The organism is Streptomyces sp. NPDC007205 (genome assembly GCF_040634095.1).
Lineage (GTDB): Bacteria > Actinomycetota > Actinomycetes > Streptomycetales > Streptomycetaceae > Streptomyces.
Genome location: NZ_JBEYEW010000004.1, coordinates 191,714 through 212,271 on the forward strand (window position 1 = coordinate 191,714; position 20,558 = coordinate 212,271).

At 67.8% G+C, this 20,558-nt stretch carries 16 protein-coding genes; 8 read left to right on the top strand and 8 right to left on the bottom strand.

What is annotated here, in order from left to right; translation table 11 throughout:
• Positions 1-101: 101 nt before the first annotated feature.
• A complete protein-coding gene (gene dnaB, locus ABZ624_RS09620; RefSeq protein ID WP_360084469.1) occupies positions 102-1,580 on the bottom strand; it encodes a replicative DNA helicase in 1,479 nt (492 codons plus the stop codon).
• 482 nt (positions 1,581-2,062) lie between these two features.
• On the opposite strand from dnaB, the gene ABZ624_RS09625 reads away from it, so the two are divergent.
• Positions 2,063-3,400: an MATE family efflux transporter gene (locus ABZ624_RS09625; protein ID WP_360084472.1), complete on the top strand. Its 1,338-nt coding sequence runs from the start codon at positions 2,063-2,065 to the stop codon at positions 3,398-3,400.
• A 156-nt stretch (positions 3,401-3,556) separates the two neighbouring features.
• On the opposite strand, the gene rplI is transcribed toward ABZ624_RS09625, so the two are convergent.
• The 4 genes from rplI to rpsF form a co-directional block, all read right to left on the bottom strand.
• Entirely contained in the window at positions 3,557-4,003 is a 447-nt protein-coding gene (gene rplI, locus ABZ624_RS09630; protein ID WP_360084475.1) for a 50S ribosomal protein L9, read from the bottom strand.
• Positions 4,004-4,021: 18 nt separating this feature from the next.
• Positions 4,022-4,258 (bottom strand): 30S ribosomal protein S18, encoded by a 237-nt coding sequence (rpsR, locus tag ABZ624_RS09635; RefSeq protein ID WP_003949403.1) that lies wholly within the window; start codon positions 4,256-4,258, stop codon positions 4,022-4,024.
• Between the two features lie 57 nt (positions 4,259-4,315).
• Positions 4,316-4,906: a single-stranded DNA-binding protein gene (locus ABZ624_RS09640; RefSeq protein WP_360084478.1), complete on the bottom strand. Its 591-nt coding sequence runs from the start codon at positions 4,904-4,906 to the stop codon at positions 4,316-4,318.
• 78 nt (positions 4,907-4,984) lie between these two features.
• Positions 4,985-5,275, bottom strand: a complete 291-nt coding sequence (rpsF, locus tag ABZ624_RS09645; RefSeq protein WP_043502363.1) for a 30S ribosomal protein S6 — start codon at positions 5,273-5,275, stop codon at positions 4,985-4,987.
• A 272-nt stretch (positions 5,276-5,547) separates the two neighbouring features.
• Here rpsF and ABZ624_RS09650 point away from each other — a divergent pair, with 272 nt between their 5' ends.
• The 3 genes from ABZ624_RS09650 to ABZ624_RS09660 all read left to right on the top strand — a co-directional run bounded on the left by ABZ624_RS09650 (position 5,548) and on the right by ABZ624_RS09660 (position 8,281).
• Positions 5,548-5,865, top strand: a complete 318-nt coding sequence (locus ABZ624_RS09650; protein WP_360084481.1) for a hypothetical protein — start codon at positions 5,548-5,550, stop codon at positions 5,863-5,865.
• A gap of 179 nt (positions 5,866-6,044) precedes the next feature.
• Positions 6,045-7,166: a peptidoglycan bridge formation glycyltransferase FemX gene (gene femX / locus ABZ624_RS09655; RefSeq protein WP_360084484.1), complete on the top strand. Its 1,122-nt coding sequence runs from the start codon at positions 6,045-6,047 to the stop codon at positions 7,164-7,166.
• A gap of 83 nt (positions 7,167-7,249) precedes the next feature.
• Complete coding sequence (locus ABZ624_RS09660) at positions 7,250-8,281, top strand: alanine racemase (protein ID WP_360084487.1); 1,032 nt, start codon at positions 7,250-7,252, stop codon at positions 8,279-8,281.
• Positions 8,282-8,359: 78 nt separating this feature from the next.
• On the opposite strand, the gene ABZ624_RS09665 is transcribed toward ABZ624_RS09660, so the two are convergent.
• Positions 8,360-9,904: a glycosyltransferase 87 family protein gene (locus ABZ624_RS09665; RefSeq protein WP_360084489.1), complete on the bottom strand. Its 1,545-nt coding sequence runs from the start codon at positions 9,902-9,904 to the stop codon at positions 8,360-8,362.
• A 129-nt stretch (positions 9,905-10,033) separates the two neighbouring features.
• On the bottom strand, positions 10,034-12,316 hold the full coding sequence (locus ABZ624_RS09670) for a transglycosylase domain-containing protein (protein WP_360085196.1): 2,283 nt from the start codon (positions 12,314-12,316) through the stop codon (positions 10,034-10,036).
• A gap of 789 nt (positions 12,317-13,105) precedes the next feature.
• Here ABZ624_RS09670 and ABZ624_RS09675 point away from each other — a divergent pair.
• The 3 genes from ABZ624_RS09675 to ABZ624_RS09685 all read left to right on the top strand — a co-directional run bounded on the left by ABZ624_RS09675 (position 13,106) and on the right by ABZ624_RS09685 (position 16,280).
• Positions 13,106-13,789, top strand: coding sequence for a PadR family transcriptional regulator (locus ABZ624_RS09675; RefSeq protein WP_360084492.1), 684 nt, complete (start codon positions 13,106-13,108; stop codon positions 13,787-13,789).
• Positions 13,790-13,832: 43 nt separating this feature from the next.
• A complete protein-coding gene (locus ABZ624_RS09680) occupies positions 13,833-14,915 on the top strand; it encodes an inositol-3-phosphate synthase (protein ID WP_360084495.1) in 1,083 nt (360 codons plus the stop codon).
• Between the two features lie 102 nt (positions 14,916-15,017).
• Positions 15,018-16,280: an MFS transporter gene (locus tag ABZ624_RS09685; protein WP_360084498.1), complete on the top strand. Its 1,263-nt coding sequence runs from the start codon at positions 15,018-15,020 to the stop codon at positions 16,278-16,280.
• Between the two features lie 118 nt (positions 16,281-16,398).
• On the opposite strand, the gene ABZ624_RS09690 is transcribed toward ABZ624_RS09685, so the two are convergent.
• Complete coding sequence (locus tag ABZ624_RS09690; protein WP_360084501.1) at positions 16,399-17,865, bottom strand: CCA tRNA nucleotidyltransferase; 1,467 nt, start codon at positions 17,863-17,865, stop codon at positions 16,399-16,401.
• A gap of 277 nt (positions 17,866-18,142) precedes the next feature.
• Between ABZ624_RS09690 and ABZ624_RS09695 the strand changes: the two genes are divergently transcribed.
• On the top strand, positions 18,143-20,521 hold the full coding sequence (locus tag ABZ624_RS09695) for a DUF6049 family protein (RefSeq protein ID WP_360084504.1): 2,379 nt from the start codon (positions 18,143-18,145) through the stop codon (positions 20,519-20,521).
• Positions 20,522-20,558: the final 37 nt, after the last annotated feature.

The following is a 20,558-nucleotide window of genomic DNA, read 5'->3' on the forward strand; positions in this document are numbered from 1 at the left end:
GCCTAGCAGCGGCCGTCGAGTTCATTTCGCGGACGGCGTCCGAGGAGCACGCGCTCGGACAAGGTGATCGTCCGAGCGCCCGGGTTCACCCGGTTGGGCGATCAGGTCTGGGCCATGTCCACGAAGCGGGAGTAGTGGCCCTGGAAGGCGACCGTGATCGTGGCTGTGGGGCCGTTTCGGTGCTTGGCCACGATCAGGTCGGCCTCGCCCGCCCGCGGGGACTCCTTCTCGTAGGCATCCTCGCGGTGCAGCAGGATGACCATGTCGGCGTCCTGCTCGATGGAGCCCGACTCACGCAGGTCGGAGACCATCGGCTTCTTGTCGGTGCGCTGCTCGGGACCACGGTTGAGCTGCGAGAGCGCGATGACCGGGAGCTCCAGCTCCTTGGCGAGCAGCTTGAGGTTACGGGACATGTCCGAGACCTCCTGCTGCCGGCTCTCGGCGCGCTTGGAGCCACCGGACTGCATCAGCTGGAGGTAGTCGATGACGACCAGCTTCAGGTCGTTGCGCTGCTTCAGGCGCCGGCACTTGGCGCGGATCTCCATCATCGACAGGTTGGGCGAGTCGTCGATGTAGAGCGGTGCGGCCGAGACGTCCGGCATGCGCCGGGCGAGCCTGGTCCAGTCCTCGTCGGTCATCGTGCCGGAGCGCATGTGGTGCAGGGCGACCCGGGCCTCGGCGGACAGCAGACGCATCGCGATCTCGTTGCGGCCCATTTCGAGGGAGAAGATGACACTCGGCAGGTTGTTCTTGATCGAGGCGGCCCGCGCGAAGTCCAGCGCGAGCGTCGACTTACCCATGGCGGGACGAGCCGCGATGACGATCATCTGGCCCGGGTGCAGACCGTTCGTCAGCGAGTCGAAGTCGGTGAAGCCGGTCGGCACACCGGTCATCTCTCCGCTGCGCGAGCCGATCGCCTCGATCTCGTCGAGGGCGCCTTCCATGATGTCGCCGAGCGGCAGATAGTCCTCGCTGGTGCGCTGCTCGGTGACCGCGTAGATCTCGGCCTGGGCGCGGTTGACGATCTCGTCCACGTCGCCGTCAGCCGCGTATCCCATCTGCGTGATGCGCGTACCGGCTTCGACCAGGCGGCGCAGCACGGCCCGCTCATGGACGATCTCCGCGTAGTACTCGGCGTTGGCCGCCGTCGGTACGGTCTGGACGAGGCTGTGCAGATACGCGGCTCCGCCGACCTTGTTGATCTCGCCACGCTTGGTGAGTTCCGCCGCGATGGTGATCGGGTCGGCCGGCTCGCCCTTGGCGTAGACGTCCAGGATCGCCTGGTAGATCGTCTCGTGCGCGGGCTTGTAGAAGTCGTGACCCTTGAGGATCTCGACGACGTCGGCGATGGCGTCCTTCGACAGCAGCATGCCGCCCAGCACCGACTGTTCGGCGTCCAGGTCCTGTGGCGGCACCCGCTCGAAGGAGGAGCTCCCGCCGTCCCAGGAGTCGTTCTCCCGGCCCCGGTCGTGTTGTTCCTCACGGCTCCGGCCGCCGTCTCCGCGTCGCCGGGAGGCCGGCAGGCGATCACTGGGCCCGGCATCGGCCCACGGATCGTCCAAGGGCTCGGAAATGCTCACCGAGCCACCTCCTCCCCGTCCGCAGGGCGGACCTCGCCGTGTCCTCTTTTGTACGGCACGGCACTGACAAATGAGAGGCCCAACTCCGGTTCGGACGCGTCGGGTTTGTGACGATTCCAGGGCCGGGGAAAGGACGCTTCCCAGGCCTGGGGAAGGAGTGGGCGCCGGACCACCGTAGGCCCGTCGGCACCGTCAGCCAATCTGGTTATCCACAGGCCATGTGGACGACGGCCCGGATGCTGTGGAGAACTCGCCGAAACCTGTGCACGACCCGGTGGACAGCCCTGTGAACAAGCCCTCTCTCACACCCGGCGAACCGCACTGACCTGCACCTTTACCGTCCACCGGCTGTGCAGAAGAAAAACTTCCCCAGTCGGACCAAGATCCTGTCGAACGGTGCGTCAAAGGACACACTCAGAGAGAGGAGGTAAGGGTCACTAAGGAGTTGTATCACTTACCTGTGGACGATTAGATTAGTGCTCATGACACAGGCTCCCGCGATACCCGAGGTCACCCGTCGGCGGCACGACAGAGAGATCGTCGCGCTGGCCGTCCCGGCCTTCGGCGCGCTCGTCGCCGAGCCTCTCTTCGTCATGGCGGACAGTGCCATCGTCGGCCATCTCGGGACCGCTCAGCTCGCCGGCCTCGGCGTTGCCTCGGCCCTCCTCACCACCGCGGTGAGCGTCTTTGTCTTCCTCGCTTACGCGACCACCGCCGCCGTGGCCCGGCGTGTCGGCGCCGGCGATCTGCAGGCGGCCATTCGCCAGGGCATGGACGGCATCTGGCTGGCACTGCTGCTCGGCAGCGCCGTCATCGCCGTCGTACTTCCGCTGGCACCCGGCATCGTGGACCTCTTCGGCGCCTCCACGACCGCGGCGCCTTACGCCACGACGTATCTACGCGTCTCCTCACTGGGCATCCCGGCCATGCTCATCGTTCTCGCCGCTACGGGGGTGCTCCGCGGACTGCAGGACACCAGGACCCCGCTGTACCTCGCCGGCGCAGGCTTCGTCGCCAACGGCGTACTCAATGCAGGGCTCGTGTACGGTGCCGGGCTCGGCATCGCCGGTTCGGCCTGGGGCACGGTCATCGCTCAGTGCGGTATGGCAGCCGTCTATCTGACCGTGGTCGTCCGCGGGGCCCGTCGGCACAAGGCATCGCTTCGCCCGGATGCCGCCGGCATCCGGGCCTCGGCTCAGGCAGGCGTTCCGCTCCTGGTCCGCACGCTGTCACTGCGGGCGATCCTGATGATCGCGACGGCGGTCGCAGCACATCTGGGCGACGCCGATATCGCCGCCCATCAGATCATCCTGTCCCTGTGGAGTCTGTTGGCCTTCGCTCTCGACGCGATAGCGATCGCGGGTCAGGCCATCATCGGCCGCTATCTCGGCGCGGACGACGCCCATGGAGCGCGTGAGGCCTGCCGCCGCATGGTCCAGTGGGGCATCGCGACCGGGGTGATTCTCGGTCTGCTCGTGCTAGCCGCCCGGCCGCTGTTCCTGCCACTGTTCACCAACGACTCCATAGTCAAGGACGCGGCACTGCCCGCACTGCTGATGGTGGCGCTCTCACAACCCGTCTGCGGGATCGTCTTCGTACTGGACGGAGTACTGATGGGCGCGGGTGACGGACCGTACCTGGCCTGGGCGATGGTTGTCACCCTGGCGGTGTTCGCACCCATCGCACTGCTCGTCCCCACACTCGGCGGCGGCCTCACCGCACTGTGGGCTGCGATGACACTCATGATGGCCATTCGCATGCTGACCCTGTGGCTGCGGACGCGCTCGGGTCAATGGATCGTCACGGGAGCCACCCGCTGACCGTTTCACGTGAAACAAGCCAGCTGTGGTGTTTCACGTGAAACGCCCGCCCTTCTCCACGCTGTGCCGGTGCGAGTCCAACCCAAGCGCACGCGAAAGGGGCCGCGCCGGTGAAGGCGCGGCCCCTTTCAGAGCTGCTCAAGCAGAGCGCAGCGATCAGGCCGCGACGACCTCGATGTTGACCTTGGCGGCCACCTCGGGGTGCAGACGCACGGACGTCTCGTGGGCGCCCAGGGTCTTGATCGGGGCGGACAGCTCGATGCGGCGCTTGTCGACCTCGGGGCCACCGGAAGCCTTGATCGCGGACGCGATGTCGGCCGGGGTGACGGAACCGAAGAGACGACCGGCGTCGCCGGAGCGGACGGCCAGACGGACCTTGACGCCCTCGAGCTGGGCCTTCACAGCGTTGGCCTGCTCGATGGTCTGGATCTCGTGGATCTTGCGAGCGCGACGGATCTGCTCGACGTCCTTCTCGCCACCCTTGGTCCAGCGGATAGCGAACTTCCGCGGGATCAGGTAGTTGCGAGCGTAACCGTCCTTGACGTCGACGACGTCGCCAGCGGCACCGAGGCCGGTGACCTCGTGGGTGAGGATGATCTTCATGTTTCGGTCACCCTCCCCTTAGCGCGCGGTGGACGTGTAGGGCAGCAGCGCCATCTCACGGCTGTTCTTCACGGCCGTGGCGACGTCACGCTGGTGCTGCGTGCAGTTGCCGGTCACGCGGCGGGCACGGATCTTGCCGCGGTCGGAAATGAACTTCCGCAGCATGTTCGTGTCCTTGTAGTCCACGTACGTGACCTTGTCCTTGCAGAAAGCGCAGACCTTCTTCTTCGGCTTGCGCACAGGCGGCTTCGCCATGGTGATTCTCCTGTGTGATCAAGAAGTTGGGGTACGACCCACCCCTGGTCCGAGGACCTAGAAGGGGGGTTCGTCCGAGTAGCCGCCGCCACCGCCGCTGGAGTTTCCACCCCAGCCGCCGCCACCGCCGCCGCCTTGGTTGCCACCGGCGGGAGCGCCGGTCGCCCACGGGTCGTCGGCCGGAGCGCCGCCGCCCTGCTGGCCACCACCAGGGCCTCCGCCCCAGCTGCCGCCACCCTGGCCGCCACCACCGCCGTAACCGCCCTGGCCACCGCGAGCGCCACCGGCGGTCTTGGTGACCTTGGCCGTGGCGTTGCGCAGGCTGGGGCCGACTTCCTCGACGTCCAGCTCGTAGACCGTGCGCTTGACGCCCTCACGGTCCTCGTAGGACCGCTGCTTCAGCCGGCCCTGCACGATGACGCGCATGCCTCGCTGGAGCGACTCGGCGACGTTCTCCGCCGCCTGACGCCAGACCGAGCAGGTCAGGAACAGGCTCTCGCCGTCCTTCCACTCGTTCGTCTGGCGGTCGAAGGTGCGGGGAGTGGACGCGACACGGAACTTCGCGACCGCCGCACCGGACGGGGTGAAGCGCAGCTCGGGGTCGTCGACAAGATTGCCGATGACCGTGATGACGGTCTCGCCTGCCATGGGGGAACCTCTCGGCGGGTTTGCTGCTGGCTGCTTGGTGCTGCTACTCGAATCCCGAGATCAGCTGAGCGGGAGAGCTCAGTGCATCTCGGGACGGAGGACCTTGGTCCGGAGGACCGACTCGTTCAGGTTCATCTGGCGGTCGAGCTCCTTGACGACCGCAGGCTCGGCCTGCAGGTCGATGACCGAGTAGATGCCCTCGGGCTTCTTCTTGATCTCGTAGGCGAGACGACGACGGCCCCAGGTGTCGACCTTCTCAACCTTGCCGCCGCCGTCACGGACGACGGACAGGAAGTTCTCGATCAGCGGGGAGACAGCACGCTCCTCGAGATCGGGGTCGAGGATGACCATCACCTCGTAGTGACGCATGTGGAACCCACCTCCTTTGGACTCAGCGGCCACGGTCGTTCCGTGGCAGGAGGGTTGTGATGCGTACGCAACGGTATCGGCCACCACTGACAATCGGGGGCCCGGAGGGATCCCTGAAGTGTTACCTGGGCAGGCATGGGCAGACACCAGTGCAGACGGTACAGACTACCCGCACACCCGCTTCCGGTTGAAATCCGGGCGGGAAGACCGTCACCCTGTACACGTCGGGTGTGTACGGCGCTACTATGCGCCGCCTTCCGCAGGAGGTGCCCATGGCACAGACATTGCATCCCAACGTCGCCGGTTCCCTCTTCGCCACGGACGGCAAGGCTCATCCGCTTCAGGACGCCCTGATGGCGGTGACCTTCGTCCTGGGCGTGCTGTCCTTCGCCACGTCCTTCTTCCACGGCCTCCACCTGCTCAGCTCCTGGACGGGTCTGGTGGGCCTTGCCGTCGGCATCTACGGACAGTGGATCTCGGTGACCACTCGGGAGCGCTTCGTTCTGATCCTGGGTCTCGGCGCTGCGGGAGTAGGTTTCCTGATCAGCATGGCGCACGGCGGACTGTTCGGCGGACTCATCAGCAGCTGACCGCCCGACGAGACGTCCGACACGCCTTTTCGAACACCGCGGACCGCCCCGGTCGCCCGTCCGGCCGGGGTTAAGGTCCGTACGCCCAGTCGGGGCGTTCGCAAGGCGCAGTAGGCTTCGGCGCGAGAGCCGGAGCCCCTGTACCCATGGGGACACACCAGCCCGAGGAGCGCCCCGACATGAGCCTGACCCTGAGGACCATCAGCCGCGAGCAGCATCTGGCCTACATCCAGAGCCTGCCGGCGGCGAGCCACATGCAGGTCCCGGCCTGGGCCGATGTGAAGGCGGAGTGGCGCTCGGAGAACCTCGGCTGGTTCGACGACCGCACCGGGGAGATGGTCGGTGCGGGCCTGGTCCTCTACCGCCAGCTGCCCAAGATCAAGCGCTACCTCGCCTATCTGCCCGAGGGCCCGGTCATCAACTGGTTCGCGCCCAACCTGGACGACTGGATCCAGCCGATGCTGGCGCATCTGAAGCAGCAGGGCGCCTTCTCGGTGAAGATGGGCCCGCCGGTGATCATCCGGCGCTGGAACGCCGAGACGATCAAGAAGGGCATCCAGGACCAGGACGTCAAGCGTCTGCGCGACCTGGAGGCCGACTTCATCGAGCCGCGTGCCTTCGAGGTGGCGGACAAGCTGCGCCGTATGGGCTGGCAGCAGGGCGAGGACGGCGGCGCCGGCTTCGGCGACGTCCAGCCGCGTTACGTCTTCCAGGTGCCGCTGGCCAACCGTTCCCTGGAAGAGGTCCACAAGAACTTCAACCAGCTGTGGCGCCGCAACATCAAGAAGGCCGAGAAGGCCGGCGTCGAGGTCGTACAGGGCGGCTACCAGGACCTGGCCGAGTGGCAGCGGCTGTACGAGATCACGGCGGTGCGCGACCACTTCCGGCCCCGCCCGCTGTCGTACTTCCAGCGCATGTGGACGGCCCTCAACACCGAGGACCCCAACCGCATGCGGCTCTACTTCGCCCGCCACAACGGCGTGAACCTGTCCGCGGCGACGATGCTGATCGTCGGTGGACACGTCTGGTACTCCTACGGCGCCTCCGACAACATCGGCCGTGAGGTCCGGCCCTCGAACGCGATGCAGTGGCGGATGCTGCGCGACGCCTACGCGCTCGGCGGCACCGTCTACGACCTGCGGGGCATCTCCGACTCGCTGGACGAGACGGACCACCTCTTCGGTCTGATCCAGTTCAAGGTCGGCACCGGCGGGCAGGCCGCCGAGTACCTCGGCGAGTGGGACTTCCCGCTGAACAAGCTGCTCCACAAGGCGCTCGACATCTACATGTCGCGCCGCTGAGCCGCGGGCGTTTGATTCCATAGGCTTCACAGCCTTCACACCTCTGATTCACCGCAGCCACGAGAAAGGTTCCGGGTCCGGCCATGGCGCTCACGCTCTACGTCGACACCGCGCGCTGGCGGGCGCACCACAAGCACGTGCACGAGCAGTTCCCGGGCTTGGTCCCGGTCTGCAAGGGCAACGGCTACGGCTTCGGGCACGAACGGCTGGCGGAGGAGGCGACGCGGCTGGGCGCGGACCTGCTCGCGGTCGGCACGACGTACGAGGCCGCGCGCATCAAGGACTTCTTCAGCGGTGACCTGCTGGTGCTGACGCCGTACCGGCGCGGCGAGGAGCCCGTGCCGCTGCCCGACCGGGTGGTGCGCTCGGTGTCGTCGGTCGACGGGGTGTACGGCCTCGTCGGCGCGCGGGTCGTCATCGAGGTGATGTCCTCGATGAAGCGCCACGGCATCAGCGAGCAGGATCTGCCCCAGCTGCACCAGGCCATCGAGAACGTCCGGCTGGAGGGCTTCGCCATCCATCTGCCGCTGGACCGCACCGACGGCTCGGACGCCGTCGAGGAGGTCATCGGCTGGATGGACCGGCTGCGCGCGGCCCGGCTGCCGCTGCACACGATGTTCGTCAGCCACCTCAAGGCGGATGAACTGGCCCGCCTGCAGCAGCAGTTCCCGCAGACCCTGTTCCGCGCCCGCATCGGCACGCGGCTGTGGCTGGGGGACCACGAGGCGACCGAGTACCGCGGTGCCGTCCTGGATGTCACGCGCGTGGCCAAGGGCGACCGGTTCGGCTACCGGCAGCAGAAGGCGGCCTCCGACGGCTACCTGGTGGTCGTGGCGGGCGGAACGTCGCACGGTGTGGGCCTGGAGGCCCCGAAGGCCCTGCACGGCGTCATGCCGCGCGCCAAGGGCGTCGCACGGGCCGGCCTCGCCACGGTCAACCGGAACCTTTCTCCGTTCGTCTGGGGCGGCAAGCAGCGCTGGTTCGCCGAGCCGCCGCACATGCAGGTGTCGATCCTGTTCGTCCCGTCGGACGCTCCGGAGCCGCAGGTCGGAGACGAGCTGGTGGCCCATCTGCGGCACACCACCACGCAGTTCGACCGGCTCGTGGACCGCTGAGCCGGCCAGGACGGCAAGAGGCCGTACACGCAGTGTGCGTGTACGGCCTTCTTCATGGCCTTGGGCAGGAGTGTTCGCTCAGAGCGAACGCTCCTCGGAGGACGGCGGGCCAGGCCTGCCCCAGTCCACCTGTGGCCCCTCGAAGTGGGCGGCGTGTCGCGGCGGATGGGCTGCCGCGCCGAACACGAAGACGTCCCGCGCGCCGTCGAGCACCCCGCCCGACGGGTCGTCGTCGCCCGACCGGCGCACCACATCCCGCTCCGGCATGAGGATGTCCCGCACGACGACGGCGCAGAGGTACAGCGTGCCCGCCAGATGCAGCACGATCGCCCACTGATAGCCGTGCGTCGGCAGACCCTTGTGGGCATCTCCGCTGGTCGTGTAGGCGAGATACATCCAGATGCCCAGGAAGTACGCCACCTCGCAGGCCTGCCAGACCAAGAAGTCGCGCCACTTGGGCCGGGCCAGGACCGCCAGCGGCACCAGCCACAGGACGTACTGCGGTGAGTAGACCTTGTTGGTGAGGATGAACGCCGCCACCATCAGGAAGGCCAGCTGCGCGAAGCGCGGCCGGCGCGGGGCGGTGAACGTCAGCGCGGCGATGCCGAGGAAGCACAGCACCACCAGCACCAGGGCAGCGGTGTTCACAAAGCCGGTACCGGGCGGGTTGCTGGAGTTCTGCGCCCAGACCAGCCAGAACGAGCCGAAGTCGACGCCCCGTTCCTGGCTGAACGTGTAGAACTTCGACCAGCCCTGGAAGGCGAAGAGCATCACCGGCAGATTCACCACCAGCCAGGCGATCGCCGCGCCGCCGAAGGCCTGGGTGTACTCCCGCCACTTGCCGGCCCGCCAGCACAGCACGAACAGCGGAGCGAGCAGGAAGACGGGGTAGAGCTTGGCGGCGGTGGCCAGGCCCAGGAGAACGCCGAAGGCGACGGGACGGCTCCGGGACCACATCAGCATCGCGGCGGCCGTGAGCGCCACGGCCAGCAGGTCCCAGTTGATGGTCGCGGTGAGCACGAAAGCGGGCGCCAGAGCGACCAGCAGGCCGTCCCAGGGGCGCCGGCGGTGAGTGCGGACCGCGCAGACCGCGATGACGGCCGCGCAGACCATCAGCATCCCGGCGTTGACGAACCAGTACCACTGTTCCTGGCGCTGGATGCTGCCGCTGTGCGGGGTCAGCCAGGACGCCACCTCCATGAACACGCCGGTGAGCACCGGGTATTCGAGGTAGTCCATGTCGCCCGAGAGCTTGTCGAAGTACGGCACGAGATGATCGGCGAACCCACGCCCCTGGTAGAGGTGCGGGATGTCCGAGTAGCAGGCGTGCGTGTACTGACTGCTCGCGCCGAAGAACCAGGCACTCTGATAGCAGGGCGCCTTCTGGACCAGGCCGAGGGCGAACATGCCGATCGCCACGAGGGCGACGACCCGTATGGGGGTCCACCAGGAGGTCGCGAGCAGGGCGCGCCGCCCCAGCGGGCCACCGATCAGCTCACTGCCTGCCCGGGCGATCTCGTCCTCACCGGTCGGCCGCACCGGTTCTGCCGTGGTGGGCCGCACGGGCTCGGGCTCGGGCTCGGGCTCGGGCATGCTCGCGGGCGTCATCTCTGCACTGGGCATGGGCCACATCCTGCCGTACCTGTCTGGGAAAGCGCCGAGGGCCGCCGCACCTCGTAGGTGCGGCGGCCCATGTTTCACGTGAAACACCCGCGGCTGGCGAAATGGCCGCCAACCGGTCAAGCCCGGCGGCTAGCCGGTCGGGCCTGCGAAGATGCCTCCGTTACCGTTGCCGTTGCCATTGCCACGCGTGTTTCCGCCGGTCCCGGTCGTGTCGGTGACGGTGGGTGTCGGAGAGGTGCCTCCGTCCACGCCACCCGTGTCCGTGCCACCGTTGCCGTTTCCGTTGCAGCCGTTGCCCCAGTTCCACTGGCAGGTGTCGCTGGCCGACGGGGACGGGGACGGAGACGTGTCGCTGGGCGACGGGCTCGGCGAGTCGCTCGGCGTCGGGCTCGGCGTGATGCTGACGGTCGGGGACGGGGACGGGGCACCGGCCTCGTCCTGGACCTTGCCGATCTCGGTGGCATCCGGGAAGCCGGGGTCGTTCTTGCCCTGCAGCGCGGCCTTCATGTACTCGGTCCACACCGACGTCGGGATATCACCACCGTGGATCGACGGGACGCCGGCCGTGCCGTTCATGGACAGCAGCTCGTGGTCCTTCGGGTTCTCACGGAACATCGCCACCGAGGTGGACAGCTGCTGGGTGTAGCCGACGAACCAGGCCGACTTGTTGCTGTCGGTGGTACCGGTCTTGCCCGCCGCCGTACGGCCCAGGGCCTTGGCGTTCTGACCCGTACCGTTCTGGATCACGTTCTGCAGGACGTCTGTGACATTGTTCGCCACGTTGGCCGTCATCGCCGTGGTGACCTGCGGCTTGGTGAAGCCCTGCATCTCCTCGCCGTCCTTCTTCACGGAGGTCACCGAGTACGGGTCCGCGTGCTTGCCGGACGCTGCGAAGGTCGCGTACGCGTCGGCCATGCGGATCGCGCTCGGGGTCGAGGTACCGATGGCGAAGGACGGGTTGAGCGTGGAGAAGCTGTCCTTCAGAATGCCGGACGCCTGGGCGAGGTCACGGACATGCGTCAACCCCACATCCATGCCGAGCTGGACGAACGGAGTGTTGACGGACTGCTCCATCGCCTTGCGCAGCGTGATGTAGCCCCACGGGTGGTCGCTCTCGTTGCGCTGGTAGAAGACTGAGCCGTCCCTCTTCAGAACCGGGCTGCCATCCTGGTTGAGCACCTTGAGATGGTCGTTGCCGTTGTACTTGCTCAGCGGGGAAATTCCCTGCCCCCCGGACTTGTAAGTCCCGTCCTCCATGGCCGCGGCGAGGACAAACGGCTTCCACGTCGAACCGACCGGGACACCGGAGGTGTCGGCGTTGTTCGTGAAGTGGCCGTTCTCGTAGCCGTCGCCGCCGTAGAGAGCGACGATCGCGCCGTTGTTGGGCCTCACCGACGCCGCACCGAACTGGACGTACTTGTCCAGGTCACGGCGCTTTGGATCGATCCGCTCCTTCTGGACCTTCTTCACGGCCGCGCTCAGCTCGTTGACCTTGTCCTTCTCGAAGGTCGTCTTGATCTGATAACCGCCCCTGTCGAAATCCGCCTCCGTGATGTCGGAGTGGGCGAGGACGTACTTCTTCGCCGTGTCGACCAGGTAGCTGATCTGGCCGGTCATCCCCTTGGTCGCCTTGCGGCCGTCGGGCATGGGGTACTGCGCGATGGCTTTGTGGTAGGCGCCGTCGCTGAGGTGGTGATCGTTGTGCATCTGCTCGAGGATCCACCTCCAGCGTTCCTTCGAGCGTTTTTGGTTGGCCGTCGCGTTCGCCGAGGGATCGAGGTCCGCGTTGCCGGCCGGGTCGAAGTACGTCGGGCCCTTGAGCAGCGAGGCGAGGACCGCGCACTGGCTCGGTGTCAGGTCCACCGCGTTCTTGCCGTAGTACGTCTGCGCAGCCGCCTGAATGCCGTACGCGCCTCGTCCGAAGTACGAGGTGTTGAGGTACCCCTGCAGAATCTGGCTCTTCTTGAGCTTCGTCCCCACCTTGATGGAGATGAACAGCTCCTTGAACTTACGGGTGACGGTCTGCTGCTGGCTCAGGTAGGTGTTCTTGACGTACTGCTGGGTGATCGTCGAACCACCCTGGGTCTGGCCGCCCCGCGCCATGTTGACCACGGCGCGCGCGATGCCCATGGGATCCACGCCCGAGTCCTGGTAGAAGCTCTTGTTCTCGGCCGAGATCACGGCCCACTGCATGGCATCGGGGATCTGGTCGATGCTGACGTTCTGCCGGTTGACGCCGGTGCCCGTGGCCACCATTTGCTTGCCGTCAGCCCAGTAGTAGACGTTGTTCTGGGACTTGGCGGCATCGTTCTCGTTGGGGATCGAGACCATCGCGTAGCTGACGCCGACCAGCGCCACCAGGCTTCCGACGAAACCGATGAAGAGCCCGGAGACGAGCTTCCAGGAGGGCACCCAGCGGCGCCAGCCGTACTTTCCGGCACGGGGATAGTCGATCAGTCGCTTCTTGCCGGGCGCGGTCGATGCACGACCCCTGCCGCGCCCGGGGCCGGTCGGGCCGCCGGGAGCACCGCGCCGACCGCCCGGGCCGACGGTGTCCACGCCTCTGCGGCGACTGCCTCTCTGTGCCGCCCGGCGGGCCTCGGCACGGCCACCGTAGGGACGCTCATCACCTCCCGGACCACTGGCACCCGACCCATAGGAACTGGACCCATAGGAGTCGGCTGGGGACCCGGTGGCGCCCCGCGGTGCCGCACGGCGACCGGAGGCCGAGCCGGACGGGTCGCGTCGGGCCGCGGCACGTCCGCCTCCCTGCGGCTGCGGCGGTTTGCGACGGTGCTCGCTCATCGAACGATTACTCCTCGGGCAGGCGCACCCGTGCGCGCCTGGAACGGCGGCTGGTTTCCGGTCCCCCCGAAGTACGGATGTGGTCGGTCCTGCATTCACCCGTACTGCACCGGGGACGACGACGCTCCCCGGGCGTCACGCGGTTCCCGGTGGTGTGCATGCCGCACAGACTACGCATCCCCAAAACCTGCCGAGCCCTGAAGTTCACCCCAAAACGTGCAACTTGCATCGTATGAATCGGTGATGTGATCCCGTTCACCACCGCGACTCTTGTCGCCTGCGGAAGGCCGTTCTATCGTCATGATGTATCGAGTCGATACATCAGCGCGAGATAAAGACGCTGAGAGGTACTGCGAGACCCGCAGGAGCGATCAGCGGGACCGAGAGGAGGCGACGATGAGCCGACGTTCCGGCATCCTGGAGTTCGCCGTGCTCGGCCTGCTGCGCGAGTCCCCGATGCACGGCTATGAGCTGCGCAAACGACTCAACACGTCCCTGGGTGTGTTCCGGGCGTTCAGCTACGGGACCCTCTATCCCTGCCTCAAGACGCTGGTCAGCAACGGCTGGTTGATCGAGGAACCGGGCAGCACCCACGAGGACGCCCTCGCCGCTCCGCTCGCCGGACGCCGCGCCAAGATCGTCTACCGGCTGACGGCGGAAGGGAAGGAGCACTTCGAGGACCTGCTCTCGCAGACCGGCCCCGACGCGTATGAGGACGAGCACTTCGCCGCACGCTTCGCCTTCTTCGGGCAGACGTCGCGCGATGTGCGCATGCGGGTCCTGGAGGGCCGGCGCAGCCGTCTGGAGGAGCGCCTGGAGAAGATGCGCGCCTCTCTGACGCGCACGCGGGAACGCCTCGACGACTACACACTCGAGCTCCAGCGCCACGGGATGGAGTCCGTGGAGCGCGAAGTGCGCTGGCTGAACGAGCTCATCGAGAGCGAGCGGGCCGGACGGGACCTGAAAGGTTCCGCGTCCGGGGGGCCCGCTCAGCAGGACACCACCACTGGATCGACGGGCGGCCTGCCCCGTCGCGGGGACACCCCCCGCACGGATACGCCCGGCGACACCGCCACGTGAGTCCCACTCAGGGCCTCACTCGTACACACAGGGAGCAACCGGAATGGGTTCGGTTCGCGTAGCCATCGTCGGCGTGGGCAACTGCGCTGCGTCGCTGGTGCAGGGAGTCGAGTACTACAAGGACGCCGACCCGGCGTCCAGGGTCCCCGGCCTGATGCACGTGCAGTTCGGTGACTACCACGTGCGCGACGTCGAGTTCGTCGCCGCGTTCGACGTCGACGCCAAGAAGGTCGGCCTCGACCTGGCGGACGCGATCGGCGCCTCCGAGAACAACACGATCAAGATCTGCGACGTGCCCACGTCCGGTGTCACCGTGCAGCGTGGCCACACCCTCGACGGCCTCGGCAAGTACTACCGCCAGACCATCGAGGAGTCCGACGCCGAGCCGGTCGACGTCGTCCAGATCCTCAAGGACAAGCAGGTCGACGTCCTCGTCTGCTACCTGCCCGTCGGCTCCGAGGACGCGGCGAAGTTCTACGCCCAGTGCGCCATCGACGCCAAGGTCGCCTTCGTCAACGCCCTCCCGGTCTTCATCGCCGGCACCAAGGAGTGGGCGGACAAGTTCACCGAGGCGGGCGTCCCGATCGTCGGTGACGACATCAAGTCCCAGGTCGGCGCCACCATCACGCACCGCGTCATGGCGAAGCTGTTCGAGGACCGCGGTGTCATCCTCGACCGCACGATGCAGCTGAACGTCGGCGGCAACATGGACTTCAAGAACATGCTCGAGCGCGAGCGCCTGGAGTCCAAGAAGATCTCCAAGACGCAGGCCGTCACCTCCCAGATCCCCGACCGGGACCTCGGCGAGAAGAACGTCCACATCGGCCCGTCCGACTACGTGGCCTGGCTGGACGACCGCAAGTGGGCCTACGTCCGCCTCGAGGGCCGCGCCTTCGGTGACGTCCCGCTGAACCTGGAGTACAAGCTCGAGGTCTGGGACTCCCCGAACTCCGCGGGTGTCATCATCGACGCCGTGCGTGCCGCGAAGATCGCAAAGGACCGCGGCATCGGCGGCCCGATCCTGTCGGCGTCCTCCTACTTCATGAAGTCTCCGCCGGTCCAGTACTTCGACGACGAGGCCCGCGAGAACGTCGAGAAGTTCATCCGTGGTGAGGTCGAGCGCTAAGCCCTGAAGGCAATCGCTCGCACCAGAACGCTCCTGCCAGGGCTGTGAAGGTCCCCGGGTTCACCGACCCGGGGGCCTTCCGCATGTGTGAGGCTGTGCTCCATGCCCGTCGTCCGTGACCTGCGCGTCCTGTTGCGCCTGCGGTACTTCCGACGCCTGCTGTACATCCGCCTCCTGTCCCAGGGCGCCGATGGCGTCTACCAGGTCGCGCTCGCCGCGTACGTCGTCTTCTCCCCCGAGAAACAGACCTCGGCGACCGCCATCGCCTCGACGATGGCAGTCCTGCTGCTCCCCTATTCACTGGTCGGCCCGTTCGCCGGCGTCCTGCTGGACCGCTGGCGGCGCCGACAGGTCTTCGTGTACGGCAATCTGCTGCGCGCCTTGCTGGCCGTGGCCACCGCCGCGCTGATGGTCAGCCAGGTCCCGGACTGGCTGTTCTACGTCTCCGCGCTGTGCGTCACGGCCGTCAACCGCTTTGTCCTCGCCGGGCTGTCCGCCTCTCTGCCCCGGGTGGTGGACGCCGAGCGTCTGGTACTGGCCAACTCTCTGTCGCCGACAGCCGGGACGCTCGCCGCGACCGCGGGAGGCGGTCTGGCCTTCGCCGTACGGCTCGTGGCGTCGGGATCCGACGCTGCGGTGGTCCTCCTCGGCGCCTTCCTCTATCTGTGCGCCGGCCTCAGCGCCCTCACCCTGGCACCCCCGCTCCTCGGCCCCGACCAGCAGCCGAAACGCCCGCACATGTCCACCGCCCTCGCCGACACGGCACGCGACCTCATCGCGGCTGTCCGGCACCTGGCCGCACCCCAGCGCAGGGAGGCCGCCTGGGCGCTGGCCGCGATGACGCTGATGCGCTTCTGCTACGGCGCGCTGCTGGTCCTTCTGCTCATGCTGTGCCGGTATGCCCTCTCCACGACGTCCGAGGCGGGGCTCCGACTGCTCGGACTCGCACTGGCGGTGTCCGGCGCGGGATTCTTCGTGGCGGCCGCGGTGACGCCGTGGGCGGCGGGGCGCCTAGGTCCCGAGCGGTGGATCGCGGTGTGCTCCGGAACTGCCACCGTACTGGAGCCTGCCCTCGGGCTTCCCTTCGCCGCCGGGCCCCTCCTGGTCGCGGCCTTCATTCTGGGCCTGATCACCCAGGGCGCCAAGATCGCCACGGACACCATCGTCCAGGCCTGCGTCGATGACGCATTCCGCGGCCGGATCTTCTCGGTGTACGACGTGCTCTTCAACGTGGCCTTCGTCGGCGCGGCCGGAGTGGCGGCCCTGATGCTGCCGCCGGACGGCCGGTCGACACTCCTGGTTGTCCTGGTCGCCGTCCTCTACGGCGGGGTCGCCACGGCCTTGGCCCGCTTCGAGCGTCACTGAGGTGGGTGGCCGGGAAACGGCGAGGGCGATGTTTCACGTGAAACATCGCCCCTCAACGCGATAAGCCCGGGCGGGGCCTGTTTCACGTGAAACACCGCCGCGCCCGGCACCGCAGAGATCAGCTCTGCTCTGCCCACCAGTCCTTGAGAGCCGTCACGGCCGCGTCATGCCCCATCGGGCCGTTCTCCAGACGCAGCTCCAGCATGTGCTTGTAGGCCTTGCCGACGACAGGGCCGGGACCGACACCCAGGATCTCCATGATCTGGTTGCCGTCGAGGTCCGGGCGGATCGCGTTCAGCTCCTCCTGCTCCTGCAACTGGGCGATGCGCTCCTCCAGGCCGTCATAGGCCCTGGACAGCGCTGCCGCCTTCCGCTTGTTACGGGTGGTGCAGTCCGAGCGGGTCAGCTTGTGCAGGCGATCCAGCAGCGGGCCCGCGTCACGGACGTAACGCCGCACTGCCGAGTCCGTCCACTCTCCGGTGCCGTAGCCGTGGAAACGCAGGTGCAGTTCGACCAGCTGTGAGACATCCCTCACCAGCTCGTTGGAGTACTTCAGGGCGGTCATGCGCTTCTTGGTCATCTTGGCACCGACCACCTCGTGATGGTGGAACGAGACCCGGCCGTCCTTCTCGAAGCGGCGCGTCCGCGGCTTGCCGATGTCGTGCAGCAGCGCGGCCAGCCGGAGCGCGAGATCGGGACCGTCGTCCTCCAGGGCGATCGCCTGCTCCAGGACGATCAGCGTGTGCTCGTAGACGTCCTTGTGCCGATGGTGCTCGTCCCGTTCCAGGCGCAGCGCCGGCAACTCGGGCAGCACGTGATCCGCGAGCCCGGTGTCGACGAGCAGGCCCAGCCCCTTGCGGGGGTGTGCGGAGAGAATCAGCTTGTTCAGCTCGTCCCGGACCCGCTCGGCCGAGACGATCTCGATACGTCCGGCCATCTCCGTCATCGCGGTGATGACCTCAGGGGCGAGCGTGAAGTCCAGTTGGGCGGCGAACCGCGCGGCCCGCATCATCCGCAGAGGATCGTCCGAGAACGACTCCTCGGGCGTACCCGGCGTCCGCAGCACCCGGGCCGCAAGATCCTCAAGGCCACCGTGCGGGTCGATGAACTCCTTCTCGGGCAGCGCCACGGCCATCGCGTTGACCGTGAAGTCCCGGCGGACCAGGTCCTCCTCGATGGAGTCGCCGTACGACACCTCGGGCTTGCGCGAGGTGCGGTCGTAGGCCTCCGACCGATAGGTGGTGATCTCGATCTGAAAGTGCCAGTCAGTGTCTCCGACACGGGCACCCTTGTGCGCGCCGACGGTACCGAAGGCGATTCCGACGTCCCATACGGCGTCCGCCCATGGCCGGACGATCTTCAGTACGTCCTCGGGGCGGGCGTCGGTCGTGAAGTCCAGGTCGTTGCCGAGCCGGCCGAGCAGCGCGTCGCGCACCGATCCGCCGACCAGGGCGAGCGAGAACCCGGCCTCCTGGAATCGGCGGGCAAGATCGTCGGCGACGGGGGCGACCCGCAGCAGCTCGGCGACCGCGCGCTGCTGCGCCTGGCTCAGGGCAGAGGGAGTGTCTTCGTTGGGGTTCGGCACAACAGAAGAGGGTACGTGCCCCGGCGGCCAGGGGCGCCCTCCATTTCCTCCAGGGACGGCCGCCACCAGGAGGTGCGGGCTCCCGGCATACCCACCGCAAGCACTGCCCTCGCGGCGTACGGAGGCTCTCCCCCCGATACTGGATATAGAGGACGGGTCACCGGTGTTCTTCGATCTTGTCCAGGGACACCGCGGCACTTCCCCTCAGCGCGCATCGTTACCATGCGTGGACGCACATTCCGACGACCACTGACGACGACGAGGGACGGGCGAGCGCGTGGCCGAGGCGGCAGACTTCCAGGGGACCAGTGCCTCACCTGCCCGCCGGTGGCTGCGGCGCACCGGCGCGCTGCTCGCGGGGGCGCCTCTGCTGGCCGGGCTGCTGCAGCTGCCCGTCGCGGCGCCCGCCCAGGCCGCCGCCTCGGACACGGTGTCCGTCTCCCTGGACTCGCTCAGCCCCAGTGCCCCCACGGACGGGGACACGCTGACCGTGTCGGGCACGGTGACCAACAACGGCAAGCAGGCCGTCACCGGCGCCCACGTGGGTCTGCGAGTGGGTCCGCTGCTGGACACCCGCTCGGCGATCGACGCCGTCGCCCGGCACTCCGACGACCTGCCGGGCGACACCGGCTCCGAGGTGGGCGGCAAGTACGAGGAGAAGTTCTCCAAGCTGCCCCCGGGGGTCGCCGAGCACTTCAGCATCTCCGTCCCCGTCGACAAGCTCGATCTCGGCCCCGACGGTGTCTACGAGTTCGGTGTCTCCCTCTCCGGCCAGACCGCCGCGCAGCCCTGGGACCAGGTGCTCGGCATCCAGCGGACGTTCCTGCCGTGGCAGCCGTCCGAGGCCGACACCAAGACCAAGACGACGTTCCTGTGGCCGCTGCTCTCCACGGTCCACATGACGGCCAAAACGGGCGCCGGCGAGCTCCAGACGCGGGTGTTCCTCAACGACGACCTGGCCAAGGAGCTGGCACCGGGCGGCCGGCTGGCCCAGATGGTGGAGCTGGGCAAGGACCTCGACATCACCTGGGTGATCGACCCGGACCTGCTGGCCTCGGTGGACGCGATGGCGACCGGCAACTACCGGCTGCCGGGCGACGGGGACACCACCACGCCCGGCCCGCGGGATCACCAGGCGGTCGCCAAGCAGTGGCTGGCGAACCTGCAGAAGGCGGTGGCGGGCAAGGAGGTCGTCGCGCTCCCCTTCGGCGACCCGGACCTGGCGTCCCTCGCCCACAACGGCACCAGCGTCACCGGCTCGCTCAGCCACCTCAAAGACGCCACCGACGTCGCCGCCATCACCGTCAAGACCGTGCTCCACGTCACACCGAGCACCGACTTCGCCTGGCCGGTGGAGGGTGCCGTGGATCCGGCGACCATGAAGGTGGCGACCTCCGCCGGAGCCGACCGTGTGATCGCCCGCAGCGACAGCCTCCAGGAGACGGCCGGGCTGTCGTACACGCCCTCCGCCGCCCGCCCGGTCGGCGGAGGCACCACTGCGGTGGTCTCCGACGCCCGGCTGTCCACGGCCTTCGAGGGTGATCTGACGAAGGCGGACTCGGCCACGCTCGCCGTGCAGGAGTTCCTGGCCCAGAGCCTCGAGGTGAACGCGCAGACGGACAAGCAGCGCAGCGTCGTCGTCGCCCCGCAGCGCATGCCCACGGGGAGCCAGGCACAGGCGATGGCGGCGGCGCTGAAGGCGCTCCAGGGCGGGAACTGGTCCCAGTCCCAGGATCTCGGCGCGGCGGCCAAGGACAAGCCCGACCCGGATGCCACCACGCGCATCCCGTCCGGGTCCGCCTATCCTTCCTCGCTGCGCTCGCGGGAGCTGCCGCGAACGGCCTTCGAGCAGATCGCGCGCACCCAGGGAGGGCTCGACAGTTTCCAGGTGATCCTCTCCCACCAGTCCCGCGTCGTGACCCCCTTCGGGCTGGCCATAAACCGTGAGATGTCCGCGTCGTGGCGGGGCAGGAGCGCGGAAGCGGGCAGCTACCGGGACGGCGTCGAGGGCTGGCTCGACCACCTGGCCGACCAGGTCAAGCTGATCGACAAGTCGGAGACCAAGCTCTCCGGCCGCAGCGCCACGATCCCGGTGACTGTCCAGAACAACCTCGTCCAGCCCGTCGGACATCTGGTCCTGCGCCTCACCTCGAGCATGCCGACCCGTCTGAAGATCGGCGGCAAGGCCTACTACGAGCAGCCGGTCGAGATCTCCGGCGGGCACAGCCAGTCCGTGAAGTTCACCACCTCCGCCAACGCCAACGGCCGGGTCACGGTGGTCGCCCAGCTGTACACCGAGGACGGCGTGAAGTACGGCGCCCCCGTCAGCTTCGACGTGAAGGTCACCGAGATCACGCCCACCGTGATGCTGGTCATCGGCGGTGGCGTACTCCTCCTCGTTCTCGCCGGCTTCCGGATGTACACCCAGCGCAAGCGCGCCGCGGCCCGCCAGAACGAGGACGGCACCGGCACGGCGGAAGAGGCCGCCGACGAGCCTGGGAACCCCGACGCCCCCGCGGATCGTCTCCCGGAAGGGCCGGAGGAATCCGGCTCCCCCTCCGGGGCAGACGACCCGGAGCACCCGAGTGACCCTGCGCCGGACACCGCACCGGAAAGCCCCGACCCGTCCGGGACGGGTGAGAGAGTGGACCGTTGAGCGATGTCGTGGCCGGTGAGCCAGGGACGATGAGGTG

Coding starts and splice junctions, on each gene's coding strand:
- ABZ624_RS09625 (WP_360084472.1), top strand. CDS start 2,063: ATGACACAGGCTCCCGCGATACCCGAGGTCACCCGTCGGCGGCACGAC.
- rplI (WP_360084475.1), bottom strand. CDS start 4,003: ATGAAGATCATCCTCACCCACGAGGTCACCGGCCTCGGTGCCGCTGGC.
- rpsR (WP_003949403.1), bottom strand. CDS start 4,258: ATGGCGAAGCCGCCTGTGCGCAAGCCGAAGAAGAAGGTCTGCGCTTTC.
- ABZ624_RS09640 (WP_360084478.1), bottom strand. CDS start 4,906: ATGGCAGGCGAGACCGTCATCACGGTCATCGGCAATCTTGTCGACGAC.
- rpsF (WP_043502363.1), bottom strand. CDS start 5,275: ATGCGTCACTACGAGGTGATGGTCATCCTCGACCCCGATCTCGAGGAG.
- ABZ624_RS09650 (WP_360084481.1), top strand. CDS start 5,548: ATGGCACAGACATTGCATCCCAACGTCGCCGGTTCCCTCTTCGCCACG.
- femX (WP_360084484.1), top strand. CDS start 6,045: ATGAGCCTGACCCTGAGGACCATCAGCCGCGAGCAGCATCTGGCCTAC.
- ABZ624_RS09660 (WP_360084487.1), top strand. CDS start 7,250: ATGGCGCTCACGCTCTACGTCGACACCGCGCGCTGGCGGGCGCACCAC.
- ABZ624_RS09665 (WP_360084489.1), bottom strand. CDS start 9,904: ATGCCCAGTGCAGAGATGACGCCCGCGAGCATGCCCGAGCCCGAGCCC.
- ABZ624_RS09675 (WP_360084492.1), top strand. CDS start 13,106: ATGAGCCGACGTTCCGGCATCCTGGAGTTCGCCGTGCTCGGCCTGCTG.
- ABZ624_RS09680 (WP_360084495.1), top strand. CDS start 13,833: ATGGGTTCGGTTCGCGTAGCCATCGTCGGCGTGGGCAACTGCGCTGCG.
- ABZ624_RS09685 (WP_360084498.1), top strand. CDS start 15,018: ATGCCCGTCGTCCGTGACCTGCGCGTCCTGTTGCGCCTGCGGTACTTC.